This window comes from Bacillus cereus group sp. BceL220, assembly GCF_051776965.1.
In the GTDB taxonomy this organism is placed as follows: domain Bacteria; phylum Bacillota; class Bacilli; order Bacillales; family Bacillaceae_G; genus Bacillus_A; species Bacillus_A cereus.
Window position 1 is genome coordinate 1 of record NZ_JBPWBC010000025.1, and the last position, 17701, is coordinate 17701.

The window sequence follows — 17701 nt, forward strand, 5'->3', positions numbered from 1 at the left end:
CCTAAGAGCCTATATGGTCTGTCTTAGGAGGGGTGATGGCACACCCTCATCTTGAAGGCTGTTCAAAACAGAAATGGACTGCGAATGCTTAGTCATTCAAGAATCCCATCCCGTTACACCGTAAGGTGTAGGACTTGCGGCTTTAGCCGTGGGAGTGTCAATCGAAAGATTTTAGTATATTAGAGATTTTAGATGCTTTATTTTGGCTCATTCATTAGCAAATGAAAGGTTAATCATCATTTAAAAGGAAAATTTGGTATTAAAATATGAATTAATATAAGATAGTAAGTATTAATTAATCTGTATAAGGAAGTGTGTAAGTATGAAGAGAAAAGTATCAGTGGTTGGTGCGGTAATTGTTAATGAAAATAATGAAGTCTTATGTGCATTACGTTCTCCTACAATGACGTTACCGAATTATTGGGAATTTCCAGGTGGTAAGATAAACAAGGGAGAAGAGCCACCAGCTGCATTAATTCGTGAAATTAAAGAAGAGCTTGGATGTACAATAGTTGTAGATAAGAAGGTAGAGGAAGTCGAGTACGAGTATGAAACTATTGTTGTTCATCTTACTACATATAAAGCTAGAATCATGGCAGGTAAGCCTAAAGCTCTTGAGCATGCAGAGCTAAAATGGATGAGTATTAAAGATTTAAAGCATTTAAAGTGGGCACCTGCTGATATTCCTACCGTAGAAGCACTGTAGGAATATTTTAATGAAATATCCTTGAGAATTATAATTTTATTATGTAATATATAATTATATTGTTAGTTTATTTGATTCCGTTTATTCCCACATCTTATGTGTTGTGGTTGAGTTGTAGAAGCAAGTTTTTTCTTGTTTCAATTTTGAAAGGGCTTCTTTGAGCCGATTAGTGTATATAGCTTATTTGCTATGCACGATTAATCGACTTAAAGGAGCCCTTTTTTGTTTAAGTGGATGTATAAAGTAGGTTTTAAGCTAAAGAGAAATATGATTGTTTAGAAGGGATATATGGTGATGAATTGAAACCTATAGCATCTAACAAAAAGAGTTATATGAAATTATAGTAAGTTAAATTTCTTATAGAGATTTCAAAATACCGAAGTAATAAGTGCAGTTAAAGGGAAAGGTCTCAAATTTTTAAAGGGACACAATAATGCATCTATAGAAGAGGAGAATTAAAATTGAAACCAACTAGAGAAAAGTACGTGATTAATGGGGAGTATACAATAGAACGTAAGCTTTTACATAATGAAATCATTAAATTATTTCTAAATGATCAACCGCAGCAAGAGCAAGAACCTGAGGCTATATTACTTGGTGGTGGTTCTGCTGCTGGAAAAAGCTCAATTGGAGAGTTAGTAAGTAAGGGGTATAAACTTCAGAAACAAAATATGATTTGGATAGATCCTGATAAGATTAAAGAAAAAATACCAGAGTATCAAGATGCAATGGAATCTGAAGATATTGAGTCAATGAAACAAGCAGCTTTTTTAGTTCATGATGAAAGTAGTGATATTACCATGAAACTATTAAAGATCTGCATGAAAAGAAAACTAAACTTCATGTATGATGGTACAATGAAAAATGAAGTGAAATACATAAAGTTAATTCAACAATTAAGACAAGCGGGTTTCAGCATTAAAGCAATCATTGTGGATGTCCCAATAAAACTGGCCTTGGAACGATCTAATATGCGTTTTAAAGTAACAGGAAGATTGGTTCCTGAACATATTATTGAAGAAAGTCATATGAGAGTAGCTACTACATTTTCTAAAATTAAAGATTTAATAGATTGCTATACTTTATATGATAATACAGGAAAGGAACCAGAAGTTTTTGCGTTTAAAGAATCAAAACGAGTAAAAGAAATTATTGTTGATGAATCTCGAAATAATCAATTTATCGAGAAATCAGTCCTTGTTTTTTAGATGATTTATATCGTATAAATTTTATAAAATAATTAATAGATTTTATCCTGACATTTTATTATATTATTGATATAATAAATACAGGAGGCGATATAAATGGAACTTAAAGACCTTATGAATTATATTGAAGAAAACAAAGAAGAACATTTTCATGATTTAATCGCTAAAAATGAACGGGAAATTGCAAAAAAAGAAGAAGAAGAGAAATAAAAAATTTAAAATAGAAGAGTTGACCTTTTGGGTCAACTCTTTTGTTTTTATAAATGGATATAAAGTTGGATTTCTCAATTGTTGAGTAAAAGGAATTGCAGAATTTTTCTGTAGAGAAGGTTGTTTGGTATTAAAAATGAAACAGACAATTTGCTAATCATAGGAGAGTTTTTTAGTATTATATTAAATAGAAAATAGCGTAATGAGTTAACGCTTTAGGAGAGAGTATATGAATCATTTTATTGTTATGCAGGGGCATACATATCAAGAGGAAAAAGGATTAGAAATTATTTGGTCACCTAAAAAGGATAGAGGCGGTAATGTACCACATTCATGGAAAAGAATGATGGATGTAAAAGAGGGGGATCGGATCTTTCATTATGTAAAAGGGAATATTGTAGCAGTTGGTATCGCTGAAGAAGATTGCAAGGAATCGAATAAACCATCGATTATGAAAAGCCATGATCAATGGAATGATGAAGGCTATTTGGTATCTTTAAAATATCATGAGTTAGAAAAACCAATTAATATACGTGAGAAATTTGAAGAAATATCGCACCTGTTGCCAATTAAATATTCACCTTTTCAATCAGATGCAAATGGAAACCAAGGTTATTTATATCCATGTAATGAAGAATTAGCCCTTAAATTAATGGAACTAATTGGTGATTCAAACATTTATAAAATAAATGATGAGCAATTAGAGTTAGCAGTTGATCCGGTAAGAAGGACAGAAAACAACACATTAATTCCGGTTATAGCTGAGACGGAATCCGAAGTAAAAGCGAAAATCCGAATTGGACAGCAAAAATTTAGAGAGGAATTAATGGAGCTTTGGAGCGGAAAATGTGCATTATGTGGAATAGATTTACCAGAATTGTTAAGAGCAAGTCATTCTAAGCCATGGAAAGATAGTACAAGTATGGAACGCTTAGATCCATATAACGGTGTACTACTGTGCTGTAATCATGATGCTCTTTATGATAAAGGATTTATCACATTTGATGGACAGGGACGACTGCATATTTCCTCATTAATAGTGGAAACGGATTATTTGAAATTTGGATTAATACCAAAAGCTAAGATAGGAATTCAACCGGAAAATAAATTATACTTTAAGTGGCATAAGAGGAATATTTTTAAAGTGAAATAGTATAATTTTTAACTTCAAGGACAGGAAGTACATAAGAGAGACGAATTGTGTTATCCAGTAAAGGGGAATGGTACATGTATAACTGTAGTCAATGTGGAACAGAAATGATTATGCAATTACAAGATAGATATAGAGAATATTGTCCCAAATGTGAAGAGCTTAAACCAAATAACTTGGTATACTATAATCTATATGAATTACTAGATTATATGGAAGCTAATCACTATATGAGTAAGGAAAATATGCTACATAATTTTTTGAAATGGGAGTTTGATTTAACGAAAGGGAATATATTTAAGTTATATCTGGCCATAGATAAATATGACCAATTCAATGATGAGGATTTTGCAAGACAATTAGAGGACTATATCAAGGGGATTCGATTAAAATTAACTGTTAAATATGAAGATGATTATATCTGGATCAAGGTTAATTAAATGGAATTATAGATGTAATGAATTTTGTTTTAAAGAAATAGTAAGTAATTGAGAGGAGATTAATAATGATGGAAGATTTGCAAAAGGCAGTTATAAAATTTCGAGATGAGAGAAATTGGGGGCAGTTTCATAATGCGAAGGATCTAGCAATTTCCTTAAATTTAGAAGCATCAGAGTTGCTTGAGACTTTTCAATGGAAGTCTAGTGAAGAAGCAACAGAGACGAAAATGCAGGAAATAAAAGAAGAAATGGCCGATGTAATGATCTATTTACTTATGCTAAGTGATAAATTAGATATCGATCTAGAAGAAGTAGTACATGCTAAGTTGGAAAAGAATGCAGAGAAATATCCTGTAGAAAAAGCATTTGGGAGTAATAAAAAATATAACGAACTGTAAAGCGAAAATCGTTTTACAGTTTTTTAAAATGGTTATGAGAAAGCAGATGGTTGAGATCATGATTTGGATGTACGGATTGTATTTCAAAAGTATGAAATCCACACATCCTTAAGTATTCTTAAAATTAAAAAGTAGGGAGTTATTCAAATGCTATCATTTGCAGCAAAATTATCTTCATTTTACATAATTAAAAAGAAGCGAAAAGAGTTTGAGCAAGGTTGTATCAGAGATCCTAAAATAGATGGAATACCAGTAGTCTATATTCAGCGGGATAAGAAGAATTTATATGTAGGTAAGTCTACAGATATATATGAGCGTTTTGTTGCACATATAAGTGATGAAGCTAAAACATTCAATGAAGTTATTGTAATAAAAAGTGAATTATTTAATGAAAGTTCAATTAAGCATATTGAAACATTGTTAATTGAATATTTATCTGCAGATGATAAATTTAACTTACTGAATAAAGTAAGGGGCCAAAAGATTCATTCTTATAACGGCATTGAAGATGTTCAAAGTATGTTTAAAGAAATTTGGAATGAGTTAATTAAAGAAGGGGTAGCAAGTGAGAATTTAGGTGAGATACATAATAAATTTATTTATAAATATTCACCGTTTAAAGAGTTATCGGCTAATCAAATTGAGGTTTGTAAAGACATTTTTAATACAATGCTTACTACATCAAATAGTCGACATTTGATTACAGGGGACCCGGGTACTGGTAAAACAATTGTATTAACAAACATCTTATATGCGCTTGCTTATGACAGTGAAACTGGTAAAGCGAGAGAGGGATTGAATTATAAGGATATAGCACTTGTTGTTCCACAAAATCACTCATTAAATTTATATAAGAGCTTGATGAACAAACTAGGTCTACAAAGTATTACAGTACTGTCACCTTCACAATTTATTAAGCAGGCAAAAAGTAGGGGCACAAAATATAAATATGTTTTTGTGGACGAAGCACATCGTCTAAAACAATATTTTGGTAAACAAGCACGTGATTTAAAACATTTAGTCACCGATAATGGTTATACAACTGAGTTGGAATTAATAGAAACATTTGCGTATCACTTAACTGTGGTTTATGATCCATACCAAACAATTCGACCAGCAGATATAGATACAGATGTATTCCAGCAGTTGACAGCGAATTATAAGAGGCATCCTTTACATAAACAATTCCGTTTAAAATCTGGAGATCAATATTTAGCATGGCTTCGTAAATATTTACAAATAGCAAATAATGTTGGAGTGTATGAAGAAGGGTTATTGCGGGGTTATGACTTTAAGGTAATGGACTCTATTACAGAGTTGAATCAATCTATGAAAGCGTTAAATGAAAAATATGAATTATGTCGTGTAGTCGCCGGTTATTCTTGGAAATGGATTACACAGAAGGACAAAAATCATTATGATATAAAAGATCCTGTTACAGGCGATACATTCAAATGGAACTCAAAGGTAAAAGGTTGGATTAACTTTGAGAATAGTATAGAGGAAATAGGATGTATACATACTACCCAAGGTGCGGATTTAAATTATGTGGGTGTGATTTTAGGAGCTGAAATTGATTGTGACTATACAGGTGAAGAAAATGGAGACTATGATTTAAATAAAGCTAAAATTGTAGTGAACCCAAAAGAATATAAAGATCGAAATGGTCTTCCAATTAAGGGAACAGATATAAATAATGGGGAGTTAACATCCTATATTAAACGTATTTATTACGTGCTATTATCTCGTGGGATAAATGGATGTTATGTCTATGCAGTAAATCAAAATATGCAAAGATATTTAAAGGAGATAGTAAAAGTAAGTCAATAATTATGAAAAGGGATTACAGAATTTACGATACGGGAAAGTCCATGCAGGACTTTAGTCAGCAACAGGAAGCATAACTTTGCTGTACAAGGATTTAATTCTGTAAAGTTTTTGCAAGAAGTTTAAACTAGAATAAAAATTATTAAACCAATATAATCTCATATTAATTTAAATCAAAAAAACGCTATTCTTCTTGTAGAAATATACAGAAAGAATAGCGTTTTTTATGAATTTTTTAATTCGAGGTGAAATATAATTTTTAATTTGAAAATTCCTTATATTGCTGTTCAAATCATAATCTGTTTAAAAGAAATTTTTTAATAGAAAGGTAAATAAATTATGTAATGCATGGATTAAAAAAACAACCCAATAGGCGGAGGGGGCTTTGGATGTTTTTTCTTTCTTTTTTTGATAAATCCAATATGAGTATCCTAGTATGACACCCATTAGGGCGCTATAAACTATATAGGAAAGCCCATATGAGTGAATAGTTCCAAAAATAATGGCTGAAAGAAAAATTGTTGGGATATTATCGTATTTACGCACAAATGGAATATCTTTTAAAATCCAAAACAAAAACATTTGATAAAGGGCTGTTTCTATTAGCGGGGCTACGACACACCCAGATATAACTTGCCGAATAAGAGAGATATCCTCAATCGGATTTTGTTGCGCGTCTTCTATTGGTATAAGAAAGGATAACAATGGTAGTACAAATGTAGCTATAGTCATAAGTATGATGAAATAAGGGAATCTTAAGTTATAAATAAAATGATGTAAACGTTTCTGCATGATCTACTCCTTTGGCATGTTGTGAAATTATAAATCCTGGTTAGGAACTATGTATTTTACTTTACTATACTATTAATCATAATGATGGGCAAACTTGGAAAATGTGTACTGAATATATTATTCTGCAAATATAATCTAAGATTAATATTTTGTAAAAAAACTATTGAAAACGTTTCCTTATAGGTGTACAATGAATATCGTAAGCTTACAATATATTTATATAATGATTTTTGAAAATGGAGGATGTTATGTATGAAAACTTTAAACAAAGAAAATAGTTTATTAAAAAATCTAGAAGAAATTGAATTAGAAGAAATTAATGGTGGAGGCTGGAGAGACCATCTAAGATGGGGCGCAGACTTTGGTAGAGGACTTGTATCTTTCCCTTATGGTTGCGGTATGGGCGACGCATATATTAAAGGTAGCACATACACTTCTAGTGGCGGTGGTTACTTAAAAGGATCATATGGTAGCCGTTAATAACTTTTATTAATAAATAATAGCTACAGGGTTAGTTTACAAAACTAACCCTGTAGCTATTACATTAAAGCAGGGATGATATATGACAAACTTTAATTATGTTTCAAAAGAATTAAGATATAATATAAATTTTTTTGAAATAGCATGTAATAAATTATTAACAATGAATATTGATGATAATAGCTTATTAAAAAAGGTTAAGAAACGATTAGCATTGTTAAACCACATTCATAAATATTCAGAAGAAGTTAACGAATTACTTTCTGAATTACATTCAGGCACAGTTGATGAGATAAATCATTTAAGTGATATACAATTTATAGAAATGTTAAAAAGCTTTCTAGTCACTAAAAGAATTAAGGTTTCTGTGAATATCATGACTTTAAATGAAGAAAGATGTATTGAGAGATGTATTAGAAGTATTAAAAATTTTGCAGATGAGATTATTGTTTTAGATACTGGTTCTACTGATAAAACACTAGAAATCATACAAAAAAAATTCCCGGATGTAAAATTATATTGCACAGAGTGGAAAGATGATTTTTCGGAATGTAGAAATCAGTTAATAGATTATTCGACGGGCGATTGGATATTTCAGATTGATGCGGATGAGGATTTAGAAATCAACCAAGAGGATTTAAGAGATTTCTTAGAATTATTTTATGAATTTCCTAAATCTCCAATGGTTATCTGTCCGAAAATTAAAAATCATGATAACCAAGAGTTGGATTTTAATAAAAGGATTTTTAAAAAGAATGATAATCTCAGATACTTTGGAATGATCCATGAAGATTTACGTTATAATATCCAGAAAAAAGGGGACGACTTAATCTATTTTACTACTGATTTTGTACTTAACCATGATGGGTATAAGCCAGAAATAATTGAATTAAAAAACAAATATAAAAGAAATCTAGATTTAGAAAATGAAATGGTACGCATTGAACCAGACAACATCAGATGGTTTTATTTCTTAGCCAGAGAAAGAAAATTAGCTGGTTATTCTGATGAAGCAGTAATTCATACACTCGTACAAGGAATAAAGAATAGTAAAAATGAGCAAAAAAATAATCATTTTTATTTATTATCTCTTTTAATGTTAGCAGATCTCTATCATAATAATCATAATTTTGAAGCGCTACATGGAATTGCTAATGAATTATCTAATGGATTCCCGTATTGTATTGATGGATTATACTATAATTTAATCAGTAGCTGGGAATACCAGTCATCTCAAATTTCACTTCTTACCGAGAAAAGTTTTCAACATATGAGAAAGGTCGAATCTCCTTATTCCATAATAAATTCTAATGGGTATCATATCTTTTATCTATTAGGCATGTTGTATTTTAATGTGGGGAATTATGCAAAGGCTTTTCAAATGTTTTCTATAATAAAGGATGACATTATGCTAGATGAAATCAAATCAAACTTAAATGCTTTAAAAGATAGTATTGAAAATTTTTTAAGTAAATAAATAGTATATCCTAACTACTGTAAATACTTTTATTTTGAGTTAGGATTTATGGCTAAGAGAGATAGATCCTAACTCAAAATAAAATTGTAAGGAGTTTTTGGAATGCAAAAGTCATTAGGAAAAATAAAGGAACAATTGGATTCTACTGAAAACATATTGTGTACATTACAATGTTCATTCGACCAATATGTCAACCGAAATTGTGCTCGTCCCGGCATATTAGTTGCCACTGAGCAAAGAATGATTTTTTACGGAACACCTTTTATGAATTTTAAAAACGAAATAGTTGAAGAATTCCTTTATGAAGGGATCTCTTCATTCACATTGAAAAAGAATATTTTCGGAATTCGAATCCGAATGCAGTACAATGATGAATTCTTGAAATTTAATAAAATTACGAATGCAGATGCTACTACATTTGTAGAAACAGTAAATATCCTACGTAAAAAGTAATAGCAAACTTCGTATCTGCTACTTAGATAATAAAATGTTTTGTAACTTAGCAGTTTTATCACTGAGAGAGAAGGTAGTATATTGGTTCGAAAGAAGTTTCGTTGTATCAAACAACACGATTTAAAAGACTGCGGTCCAGCTTGTTTAGCTATGATTTCACGTCACTATGGCCTTACAATATCCATATCAAAAATTCGAGAAATTGCTGGAACGGACCTACATGGCACAAACATTAAGGGTTTACTAACAGCTGCTAATAGATTGGATTTTGATACGAAGGGTGTAAAAGCAGAGAGTATAGATGCATTGTCAGAAATACCTTTGCCAGCTATTGCTCATGTCGTTATGGACGGTGGACTACTTCATTATGTAGTCATACACAAAGTAAAGAACGGTAAAATTTATGTAGCAGATCCAGCACAAGGCCTTGTTACATATACATCGGTTGATTTCGGTCAGATTTGGCAAGGAATATTGATACTACTGGCTCCTCGTCAGAATTTCCAAAAAGGGAAGCAATCTCAAGGGACATTATCTCGATTTTTTTCACTATTAAGACCTCAAATGAGCTTGCTACTTCCACTATTTGTAGCTTCTATTTTTTTTAATATATTTGGTTTTGCTGGCGCATTTTATTTTAAGTTCTTAATTGATGATATTGTGACGAAACAATTGTTACAAACACTGCATATAGTATCTATAGGAATTGTTATTTTATACATTTTTAAAGTATTACTCTCCTATTTTCGGACGCACCTCATTCTATATTTAAGTAGACGGATGGATATTCAATTAATGCTTGGATATTATCATCATGTTGTAGGCTTACCTATGAATTTTTTTGAAACCCGAAAAGTCGGTGAAATTATTTCCCGCTTTATGGATGCAAGTAAAATACGTGAAGCTTTATCGACAATTACTATTACATTAATGATTGATACAGTTATGGTTTTGTTGGGTGGTATTTTATTATATGTGCAAAGCTCTACTTTATTTGTAGTTACATTACTTCTCATCCCATTTTATATAGGGGTTATTTTTTTATTTCATAAGCCCTATCAGACCATAAATCGTAACGAGATGGAAAGTAATGCCAAATTAACATCGTATTTAGTGGAATCATTAAATGGAATTGCGACAATAAAGTCCTATAATGCGGAAAAAGAAGTGTTTTTTCAAACAGAAAATCGCTTTGTAAACTTATTAAAACATACATTTAAAAGAGGAATGTTATCAAATTTACAAGGTTCTATTAAAATGGTTTTAGCACTTATTGGAGGTACTGTTATTCTTTGGGTGGGAGCAATACAAGTCCTAAAAGGAAATATGACAATTGGCGAATTAATTACATATAATGCACTTTTAGGATATTTCTTAAATCCAATTGAAAATTTAATCGGTATTCAACCTACGATGCAATCTGCATTAGTTGCTGGCGAACGATTAAATGAAATTTTAGATTTAGATGGAGAAAAAGATGAAACAGAATATCGTAAAGTTTCTCCTAAAGCATTATCTGGGAAGATAGAGTGGTCAGATGTTACATTCCGATATGGAACACGTAAAAACGTGTTGGAGAATATCAACTTTTCGATTCAATCAGGTCACCAAGTCGCATTTGTAGGAGAAAGTGGTTCAGGTAAAACGACTATTGCTAAGTTATTAATGAATTATTATGAACCACAAAAAGGTGACATATATTATGACGAATTTCATATAAAAGAGGTTAATCGTACAGCACTAAGAGATCGTATTGCTTATGTATCACAAGATTCATTCTTCTTTAGTGGATCTATTTATGATAATTTACGATTTGGATTAGAACAAATGCTTTCGTTAGAAGAAATTATTCAAGCTTGTAAGAGTGCATGTGCGCATGAATTTATTTGTGATTTACCTTTACGCTATGAAACTCATTTAGAGGAAAATGCTTCAAATCTATCTGGCGGTCAAAGACAGAGATTAGCTATTGCAAGGGCACTGTTAAAAAAACCAGATATTATTATTTTAGACGAAGCAACCAGTAACTTAGATTCAACAACAGAAAAGCATATTACAGATATGTTAAAAGACTTAGGATCCAAAGGCATAACGGTTATCATGATTGCGCATCGACTTAGTACCATTCAACATGCCAATAGAATTTTTGTAATGGGAAAAGGAAATATCCTAGAAAAAGGATCTCATGAGGAATTATTAACTCAAAAAGGTGAGTATTATCGTCTATGGAAAAATCAAACCGTTCATGCGGAGTATCTGGAGACTGAATTTGATGCAATACGAGGTGGACAATATGGTTAAAATATACTCTTTTGATGAATTAACTGATAGTGTTGAGTTATTAGAAAGAAAACCGCCTCGTTTTATAGCTATATTGTTGAGTTTTCTTTTTTTATGTCTATTAGTTTTTGCTATTTGGGCATATGTTGGTAAAGTAGATATTGTTAGCAAAGGTACTGCGATAGTTGAAGGGAAATCAAATATCAGTACAATTCGTACGCAAATTGTAGGTATTGTAGACACTATTTCTGTGCAATCTGGTGATGAAGTAAAAAAAGGAGAGACCTTACTCCAATTGAAGAACCAGGAGTTAACAGGTAAACAGAAGCAACTAAATAACATTATAAAACATGTAGAAGAACAAAAAACAATGTTAGAACAGCTAAAACAGAGTATTAAATCTGAAAAAGCAATTTTTTCTAAGGATTTAGATCAAAAAATACGTGATGAATACAAGGCATATGAGCAAGGGTATCAAGCTTTAGAAAAAGAACAGGATAATGAGATTAAATCTCTCATGAATAATAAGTTACCTAACGAACAAGATGAGGTTTTACAAGGGTTACTTGCGGAAAAGGAAAACATACAAAGAGAGCTAAAATTTACTCGAAAACAGAAAGAAAAGACGACATTAGAACAAATCGATTCAATTAATGAAAGGATTCAATCATTAGAGGCGCAACAAACTAATGTAGAAAAAAGAGTCGAACAAAGAAAAGTAACATTAGAAAATGAAAGAAGTAAAATTGAATCCGTTAAGGAAGGAAAACAAGAGCAAAAGAAATTTACTTTACGAAAATATAAAGAGGATGCTCTTGTTTCAATTAATCAGCGTATTCAGTCAGTAGAGCAAGAACTATTTGTAAAAAAACAAGAAATGGATAGCTTACATCATCAAGGTGAAACGACTGTTATAAAGGCACAAAAGGATGGTATTATACAATTTCCCTCTATTTTACAAACAGGTGATTTAGTCGACCCAGGTCAAGAGTTAATATCGATTATTCCAAAGGAAAATATCAAAAAGATAAAGATATTAATGCCTGCACAAGAAGTAAAAGGGATAAAAAAAGGAGACAAAGCGCAGTATTCCTTTAAATTAAAAAAGACCGATAAGCAGGTTGGGACTGTAACTTATATATCTGCCCACCCTATTTTTGATAAAGATTCCAAAACATATATGTATGAAATGGAAGCTTCAATTGATACAAATGAATTTGATGAATTACATATGGGAATGGTAGGCAGAGTTTCTGTCGTGACGGGTGAAGAATCCATTTGGAAATTTATTTTACGCGAGTTGGATTTTATTTCTAATTAGTCTAAAAGGAGAAAGGGAAGAACTATTAGTAAGCACGTTGATAAAGATATTGTAGTAAGAGTTTGGCAACAAGCAGAAATCCAATGAGTATTAACAATTTGAGAAATTGGAAAAAGAGATACTTAATATTTTTAATATGATTATAACAGTGCATTCGTTTTTGTAAATGTAACTTATGGTTCTTGCTCATTAACTTGGACCTCTCTAACAGATGCAAAAACTGAATGTAGATCCTATGTAACGATGCCAGTTGGATTTTTTAAAAAATAACAAAAGGTGCATATATACTATTTAGTATATGCACCTTTTGTTATTTTCGGCATGAAGATTGATATTAAACCGGTTACATATCATAACCATAGATAGTACAATTAGTAATTTAAAAAACAATATTTTTCATGTATTTCTCTTAATGTAATGAATTTTATTAATATTATTAGACTTAATTTCATGAAAAGAAAGTTGAAAAATAGGGTTAGAAACTATCTTGAAACCACTTGACACTTTATATGGAAACTGCATGTATTATTTAATGGGTAAGCTATCTTTCAAATCATAACTGCTTTTATTTTCAAGAAATTTTCGGAGATAATAATAACTATTTTTTATGCAGAATTAAAAGTCTCTTTTCTTGAACTACCTCCACTTTCACTTCGTTTAGAAGAGGGGGATTCCTAAGTAAAGAGTTCTATCGAACTCTAATTTATTAGGCTATCTCCACAGTCCTTGCGGTTAGAAGACTTATCGCTTCATTCTTTAGATTGATACTTGCGTTAATATCCCTATCATGGTGTGTACAACAAGAAGGACAGTCCCATTCATGTAGGTTTAGATTTTTAACGTCTTTATTTTGATACCCACAAAATGAAGTTTTTAAAAACATAATATCGATATCATTCCTAAATATGTAAGTGAAGATTATAAGCAACATAATCTTTTTGTGGCTGATGGACGAAAAGCTTTCATGGATTTCTTTAAGGAGGATTTTGTTAAAAACCCTAACTCCTCTGCAGAAATTAAACGTGTAGTGGCTGAAGGAGATATAGTTGCTCTTCATGTACATTCTCGTGCTAACTCTCAAGATAAGGGAGTTGCTATAGTTGATGTATTTCGTATAAAGGATGGTAAGATTGTCGAACACTGGGATGTAATTCAAGAGATTCCAAATGAGGCAGTTAATGATAATACTATGTTTTAGATAGAAGATCTATTTAATAATTGTTTAATCGATAGAGATATATAGGATTTAGAAATTTAGACAAGTAAAATAAAGGAGGTGTCCTAGACATGATACTAGGACATCTCTTTTTGTTTTAACAAGATTTAATTTACTATTATTTATAGAGTACTTATTTCGTGTTTTTTGATAACTTAACACTAAAACTATAGCGCTATAAAATTAGATAACCGCATCAGTTTGTAAGAAAGGATGAACGTGGTCCAGCAAGGCATGCATCTATACGATCTACTTGGCCTTGTGTAAACATCAACATAATTTCATCGTCAACAAAATCCATATAGTTCATAAACATATCACCATTCGGTCCATTATTACAAGAAATTGTAGGGAATGTAGGTTTTCCGACATTTAGATCTGCTTGATTTGGCGTATCCGCAACTCGATCAGTGCCATTGCATGCACCACCATCATCACCACCAATATGAAATAGGTTAAGCCAATGTCCAATTTCATGAGTAGCTGTTCGACCTAAATGGAAAGGTTCTGTCGCAGTACCTGTAGTGCCAAAATAGTTGTATGCTATAACTACACCATCTGTTTTAGGTGGACCACCAGGAAATTGGGCGTATGCTAAAAGACCATCTTCTAAATGGCATACCCATATATTTAAGTATTCATCAGCTGGCCATGCATTTATTCCACCTGTACTTTGTGATTTGACAGGATCATCTACAACTGAAAAAGATTGCTTAGTTGTATGGGTACGAGTGATACCATTTGATTGATTTCCGTTAGGATCTTTTGTAGCAAGAAAGAATTCAACTTTAGCGTCACTTACAGAATCTTTAAAGGCAGAAGGTACGTTTGCTATATCAGGATTCGCTGCACGAAAATCAAGATTTAAAACATCAATTTGACTATGAACTTGTTCTTCAGAGATGTTTTGTTCCTCAGTATTCCAAACAACATGAACTACAACAGGAATTTTGACAACGGGTCTTTCTTCTTGTGCACGTGCGCTATTGAGATATTCCTTCGTCATACTTTCTATTTCAACACGTGCATTTTTATATTGTTCGGACTCTTGTAATAGTTTATGGTGAAGATCTATAGTTGCACATTTACGCACAGTAGGTGTAATTTTTTTTTTTGATGAGTTGGTATGATTTGACATAAGAATTTCTCCTTTAGATGTTATTTGAAGTTTTAGTAAATATATACGGTAAGTTAGTACTAAAAAGTGATGTGAATGTTTAGTGTTTTTAATTTTTAATGTATTCTGGGGTCATTATGTCCATGCAGGAAATCAAAATATGCAGAGACACTTGAAGGGAATATTGCGCATAAGTCAAGAACTATAAAAAGGAATTTGGAAATTTAGATAGGTTATTTATAAGGTGAATAAAACTAAGGGCATGTACTAGGTACATGCCCTTAGTTTTAATTTGATATATTTTGTATAGTATGCTTATTTTACGTCATGTTCTTATAGCTGTACGGATACAAAATTAGATTGATGTTTTAGTTTGTAAGAAAGGATGAACGTGGTCCAGCAAGACATGCGTCTATACGATCTACTTGACCTTTTGTAAACATCACCATAGTGTCATCGTCAACATAATCCATATAGTTCATAAACATATCGCCATTCGGTCTATTATCACAAGAAATTGTAGGAAATGTAGGCTTTCCAGTATTTTGATCTGCTTGATTTGGTGTATCCGCAACTCGATCAGTGCCACTGCATGCACCATCATCATCGCCACCAATATGAAATAAGTTAAGCCAATGTCCAATTTCATGAGTAGCTGTTCGACCTAAATGGAAAGGCTCTGTCGCAGTACCTGTAGTGCCAAAATAGTTGTATCCTATAACTACACCATCTGTTTTAGATGGACCACCAGGAAATTGGGCGTATCCTAAAAGTCCATCCTCTAACTTACAAACCCACAGATTTAAGTATTTATCAGCTGGCCATGCATTTACTCCACCTGTACTTTGTGATTTAACGGGATCATCTAAATATGAAAAAGATTGCTTAGTTGTATGGGTACGAGTGATACCATTTGTTTGATTTCCGTTAGGATCTTTTGTAGCAAGAAAGAATTCAACTCTAGCGTCACTTACAGAATCTTTAAAGACAGAAGGCACGTTTGCTATATCAGGGTTCGCTGCACGGAAATCAAGATTTAAAACATCAATTTGACTATGAACTTGTTCCTCAGAGATATTTTGTTCCTCAGTATTCCATACAACATGAACTACAACAGGAATTTTGACAACGGGTCTTTCTTCTTGTACACGTGCGCTATTGAGGTATTCATTCGTCATACTTTCTATTTCAACACGTGCATTTTTATATTGTTCGGACTCTTGTAGTAGTTTATGGTGAAGATCTATAGTTGCGCATCTACGCACAGTAGGTGTAATTGTTTTTTCTGATGAGTTAGTATGATTTGTCATAGTAATTTCTCCTTTAGATTGTATTTAAATTTTTAGTAATTATATACGGTAATTTAGTACTAAAAAGTTATCATATAAATGTCTAGCGTTTTTTATTTTTAATATATTCTTCAGTCATTTTTTCAATTTTTTCTCGCTCTTTTCTGTATTCTTCTGATTCCCTCAATAATTTTTCGTGCATACTCATAGTTCCACAATTACGTCTGGTAGGGGAAGTTTCTTTAGAATCATCTGATGAGTTATTGAAACTTTCTTCATGGATAAAGTTGTTCATGAAAATTCCCTCTTTCATTCTAAATTTGTAACTTGAGAAGCAATAAAAGCTACATTCATTCGTAAAATATCGAGAGCAAGTGGATAATGGATATGCTCAAGAGTATCGTTTGCGGTATGTTCATTAGGATTTAATGAGTCTTCGCCCTCTATTGTTAAAACAGCAGGGACCTCCTTATTAAGAAAAGAAACATGATCGCTATCAAATGGTTCAAGAGATATTTTGACATCAAGATTGGTATATAAAGATGCTACATTTCTTAATCCATTAATGATCTCTTCTGATAAAGGTGAACCTTCAATTAAAACTGCTGGTGTTGAGGTGTTTAATGTTCCTATCATATCCATATTGATAACTGCGCGAATTCGATTCTTATCAAGAGTAGTGAGATTTTCAACATGTTGTTTACTACCTAATAAACCTTGTTCTTCTCCCCCAAAAAGGATAAAGCGAAGATCGTGCTGTGTAGGTACGTCTTTGAATATGCGAGCAATCTCAAGGACTCCTGCACTACCACTCCCATTATCATCAGCTCCAGGAGCATTAGATGAGGGTCCTCCACTATGGTTAACTGAATCAAGATGTGCAGTAAGAATAATCAAATTGTTTCCATCATTACGATTCGTACCCAATTTGTCAGCGATAATATTTTGGCTATTTTTATCATTTACAGAGATTGTTTCACTACTAGTTTTATATCCCATTTCATCTAATATCTTACGAGCCCATGTTGCAGCTTCTTCATAAAAAGAACTAGTAGAAAATCTTGTTGGATATGAAACCAAGTGGGTTAAATATGACCGGAACTGATTTTCGCTTAGTTCATTCACTAGTGATTGTATAGAGTTAACAGGTGAAGAGTGATTAGGGAAATTGTCGGAAACATGTAATTCGTTATGAGAATCATTAGTACCACCAGGAAAAATGGATGTTTTCATTCTTATAGTTTCACCACCTTAATTATATTTTTCTTAGAAAGCAGTATTTCAAATATAACTTGTGAATGAACTCATTTATTTATACAAGTATTAATTGGTAAATT

At 31.9% G+C, this 17701-nt stretch carries 16 protein-coding genes and 2 pseudogenes; 12 read left to right on the top strand and 6 right to left on the bottom strand.

Features of this window, described 5'->3' with window-relative positions; genetic code table 11:
* Positions 1 to 322 precede the first annotated feature (322 nt).
* The 6 genes from ACS2FK_RS28855 (at position 323) to ACS2FK_RS28880 (ending at position 5942) form a co-directional block, all read left to right on the top strand.
* On the top strand, positions 323 to 706 hold the full coding sequence (locus ACS2FK_RS28855) for a (deoxy)nucleoside triphosphate pyrophosphohydrolase (protein WP_063549689.1): 384 nt from the start codon (positions 323 to 325) through the stop codon (positions 704 to 706).
* 461 nt (positions 707 to 1167) lie between these two features.
* Complete coding sequence (locus ACS2FK_RS28860) at positions 1168 to 1914, top strand: zeta toxin family protein (RefSeq protein WP_063549691.1); 747 nt, start codon at positions 1168 to 1170, stop codon at positions 1912 to 1914.
* Positions 1915 to 2353: 439 nt separating this feature from the next.
* Positions 2354 to 3277 (top strand): HNH endonuclease, encoded by a 924-nt coding sequence (locus ACS2FK_RS28865; protein WP_063549693.1) that lies wholly within the window; start codon positions 2354 to 2356, stop codon positions 3275 to 3277.
* A gap of 74 nt (positions 3278 to 3351) precedes the next feature.
* Positions 3352 to 3714 (top strand): hypothetical protein, encoded by a 363-nt coding sequence (locus ACS2FK_RS28870; RefSeq protein WP_063549695.1) that lies wholly within the window; start codon positions 3352 to 3354, stop codon positions 3712 to 3714.
* A gap of 68 nt (positions 3715 to 3782) precedes the next feature.
* Positions 3783 to 4112 carry a nucleotide pyrophosphohydrolase gene (locus tag ACS2FK_RS28875; RefSeq protein WP_000389841.1) on the top strand — a complete coding sequence of 110 codons (330 nt, stop codon included), beginning with the start codon at positions 3783 to 3785 and terminating at the stop codon, positions 4110 to 4112.
* Positions 4113 to 4259: 147 nt separating this feature from the next.
* Positions 4260 to 5942, top strand: a complete 1683-nt coding sequence (locus ACS2FK_RS28880) for a DUF2075 domain-containing protein (RefSeq protein WP_063549697.1) — start codon at positions 4260 to 4262, stop codon at positions 5940 to 5942.
* 300 nt (positions 5943 to 6242) lie between these two features.
* On the opposite strand, the gene ACS2FK_RS28885 is transcribed toward ACS2FK_RS28880, so the two are convergent.
* Entirely contained in the window at positions 6243 to 6731 is a 489-nt protein-coding gene (locus ACS2FK_RS28885) for a CPBP family intramembrane glutamic endopeptidase (protein WP_063549699.1), read from the bottom strand.
* 252 nt (positions 6732 to 6983) lie between these two features.
* Here ACS2FK_RS28885 and ACS2FK_RS28890 point away from each other — a divergent pair, with 252 nt between their 5' ends.
* From ACS2FK_RS28890 to ACS2FK_RS28910, 5 genes are all read left to right on the top strand, one after another.
* Positions 6984 to 7211, top strand: coding sequence for a hypothetical protein (locus ACS2FK_RS28890; RefSeq protein ID WP_000854592.1), 228 nt, complete (start codon positions 6984 to 6986; stop codon positions 7209 to 7211).
* 82 nt (positions 7212 to 7293) lie between these two features.
* Positions 7294 to 8688: a glycosyltransferase family 2 protein gene (locus ACS2FK_RS28895; protein WP_063549701.1), complete on the top strand. Its 1395-nt coding sequence runs from the start codon at positions 7294 to 7296 to the stop codon at positions 8686 to 8688.
* Positions 8689 to 8790: 102 nt separating this feature from the next.
* Entirely contained in the window at positions 8791 to 9141 is a 351-nt protein-coding gene (locus tag ACS2FK_RS28900) for a PH domain-containing protein (protein WP_063549703.1), read from the top strand.
* An 81-nt stretch (positions 9142 to 9222) separates the two neighbouring features.
* Positions 9223 to 11442 carry a peptidase domain-containing ABC transporter gene (locus ACS2FK_RS28905; protein WP_063549705.1) on the top strand — a complete coding sequence of 740 codons (2220 nt, stop codon included), beginning with the start codon at positions 9223 to 9225 and terminating at the stop codon, positions 11440 to 11442.
* Positions 11435 to 12742, top strand: coding sequence for an HlyD family efflux transporter periplasmic adaptor subunit (locus ACS2FK_RS28910; protein ID WP_063549707.1), 1308 nt, complete (start codon positions 11435 to 11437; stop codon positions 12740 to 12742). Before ACS2FK_RS28905 ends, ACS2FK_RS28910 begins: the two co-directional genes overlap by 8 nt.
* A 706-nt stretch (positions 12743 to 13448) precedes the next feature.
* Here the strand turns inward: ACS2FK_RS28910 and ACS2FK_RS28915 are convergent.
* Positions 13449 to 13610, bottom strand: a pseudogene (locus ACS2FK_RS28915) (zinc ribbon domain-containing protein); the annotation flags it as partial.
* A gap of 9 nt (positions 13611 to 13619) precedes the next feature.
* On the opposite strand from ACS2FK_RS28915, the pseudogene ACS2FK_RS28920 reads away from it, so the two are divergent.
* Positions 13620 to 13940 (top strand): annotated as a pseudogene (locus ACS2FK_RS28920) (nuclear transport factor 2 family protein); the annotation flags it as partial.
* Positions 13941 to 14154: 214 nt separating this feature from the next.
* Here the strand turns inward: ACS2FK_RS28920 and ACS2FK_RS28925 are convergent.
* From ACS2FK_RS28925 to ACS2FK_RS28940, 4 genes are all read right to left on the bottom strand, one after another.
* Positions 14155 to 15096 carry a zinc metalloprotease gene (locus ACS2FK_RS28925; RefSeq protein ID WP_063549709.1) on the bottom strand — a complete coding sequence of 314 codons (942 nt, stop codon included), beginning with the start codon at positions 15094 to 15096 and terminating at the stop codon, positions 14155 to 14157.
* A 347-nt stretch (positions 15097 to 15443) separates the two neighbouring features.
* Positions 15444 to 16385 (bottom strand): zinc metalloprotease, encoded by a 942-nt coding sequence (locus tag ACS2FK_RS28930; protein ID WP_063549711.1) that lies wholly within the window; start codon positions 16383 to 16385, stop codon positions 15444 to 15446.
* Between the two features lie 82 nt (positions 16386 to 16467).
* Positions 16468 to 16659 (bottom strand): hypothetical protein, encoded by a 192-nt coding sequence (locus tag ACS2FK_RS28935; RefSeq protein ID WP_001058667.1) that lies wholly within the window; start codon positions 16657 to 16659, stop codon positions 16468 to 16470.
* Between the two features lie 14 nt (positions 16660 to 16673).
* On the bottom strand, positions 16674 to 17597 hold the full coding sequence (locus ACS2FK_RS28940) for a M28 family metallopeptidase (RefSeq protein ID WP_000858089.1): 924 nt from the start codon (positions 17595 to 17597) through the stop codon (positions 16674 to 16676).
* Positions 17598 to 17701 lie beyond the last annotated feature (104 nt).

Bases quoted from the DNA above. Each gene is read 5' to 3' on its own strand.
- ACS2FK_RS28880 (WP_063549697.1), top strand. From the start codon at position 4,260: ATGCTATCATTTGCAGCAAAATTATCTTCATTTTACATAATTAAAAAG.
- ACS2FK_RS28900 (WP_063549703.1), top strand. From the start codon at position 8,791: ATGCAAAAGTCATTAGGAAAAATAAAGGAACAATTGGATTCTACTGAA.
- ACS2FK_RS28855 (WP_063549689.1), top strand. From the start codon at position 323: ATGAAGAGAAAAGTATCAGTGGTTGGTGCGGTAATTGTTAATGAAAAT.
- ACS2FK_RS28925 (WP_063549709.1), bottom strand. From the start codon at position 15,096: ATGTCAAATCATACCAACTCATCAAAAAAAAAAATTACACCTACTGTG.
- ACS2FK_RS28940 (WP_000858089.1), bottom strand. From the start codon at position 17,597: ATGAAAACATCCATTTTTCCTGGTGGTACTAATGATTCTCATAACGAA.
- ACS2FK_RS28885 (WP_063549699.1), bottom strand. From the start codon at position 6,731: ATGCAGAAACGTTTACATCATTTTATTTATAACTTAAGATTCCCTTAT.
- ACS2FK_RS28930 (WP_063549711.1), bottom strand. From the start codon at position 16,385: ATGACAAATCATACTAACTCATCAGAAAAAACAATTACACCTACTGTG.
- ACS2FK_RS28895 (WP_063549701.1), top strand. From the start codon at position 7,294: ATGACAAACTTTAATTATGTTTCAAAAGAATTAAGATATAATATAAAT.
- ACS2FK_RS28865 (WP_063549693.1), top strand. From the start codon at position 2,354: ATGAATCATTTTATTGTTATGCAGGGGCATACATATCAAGAGGAAAAA.
- ACS2FK_RS28935 (WP_001058667.1), bottom strand. From the start codon at position 16,659: ATGAACAACTTTATCCATGAAGAAAGTTTCAATAACTCATCAGATGAT.
- ACS2FK_RS28875 (WP_000389841.1), top strand. From the start codon at position 3,783: ATGGAAGATTTGCAAAAGGCAGTTATAAAATTTCGAGATGAGAGAAAT.
- ACS2FK_RS28890 (WP_000854592.1), top strand. From the start codon at position 6,984: ATGAAAACTTTAAACAAAGAAAATAGTTTATTAAAAAATCTAGAAGAA.
- ACS2FK_RS28870 (WP_063549695.1), top strand. From the start codon at position 3,352: ATGTATAACTGTAGTCAATGTGGAACAGAAATGATTATGCAATTACAA.
- ACS2FK_RS28910 (WP_063549707.1), top strand. From the start codon at position 11,435: ATGGTTAAAATATACTCTTTTGATGAATTAACTGATAGTGTTGAGTTA.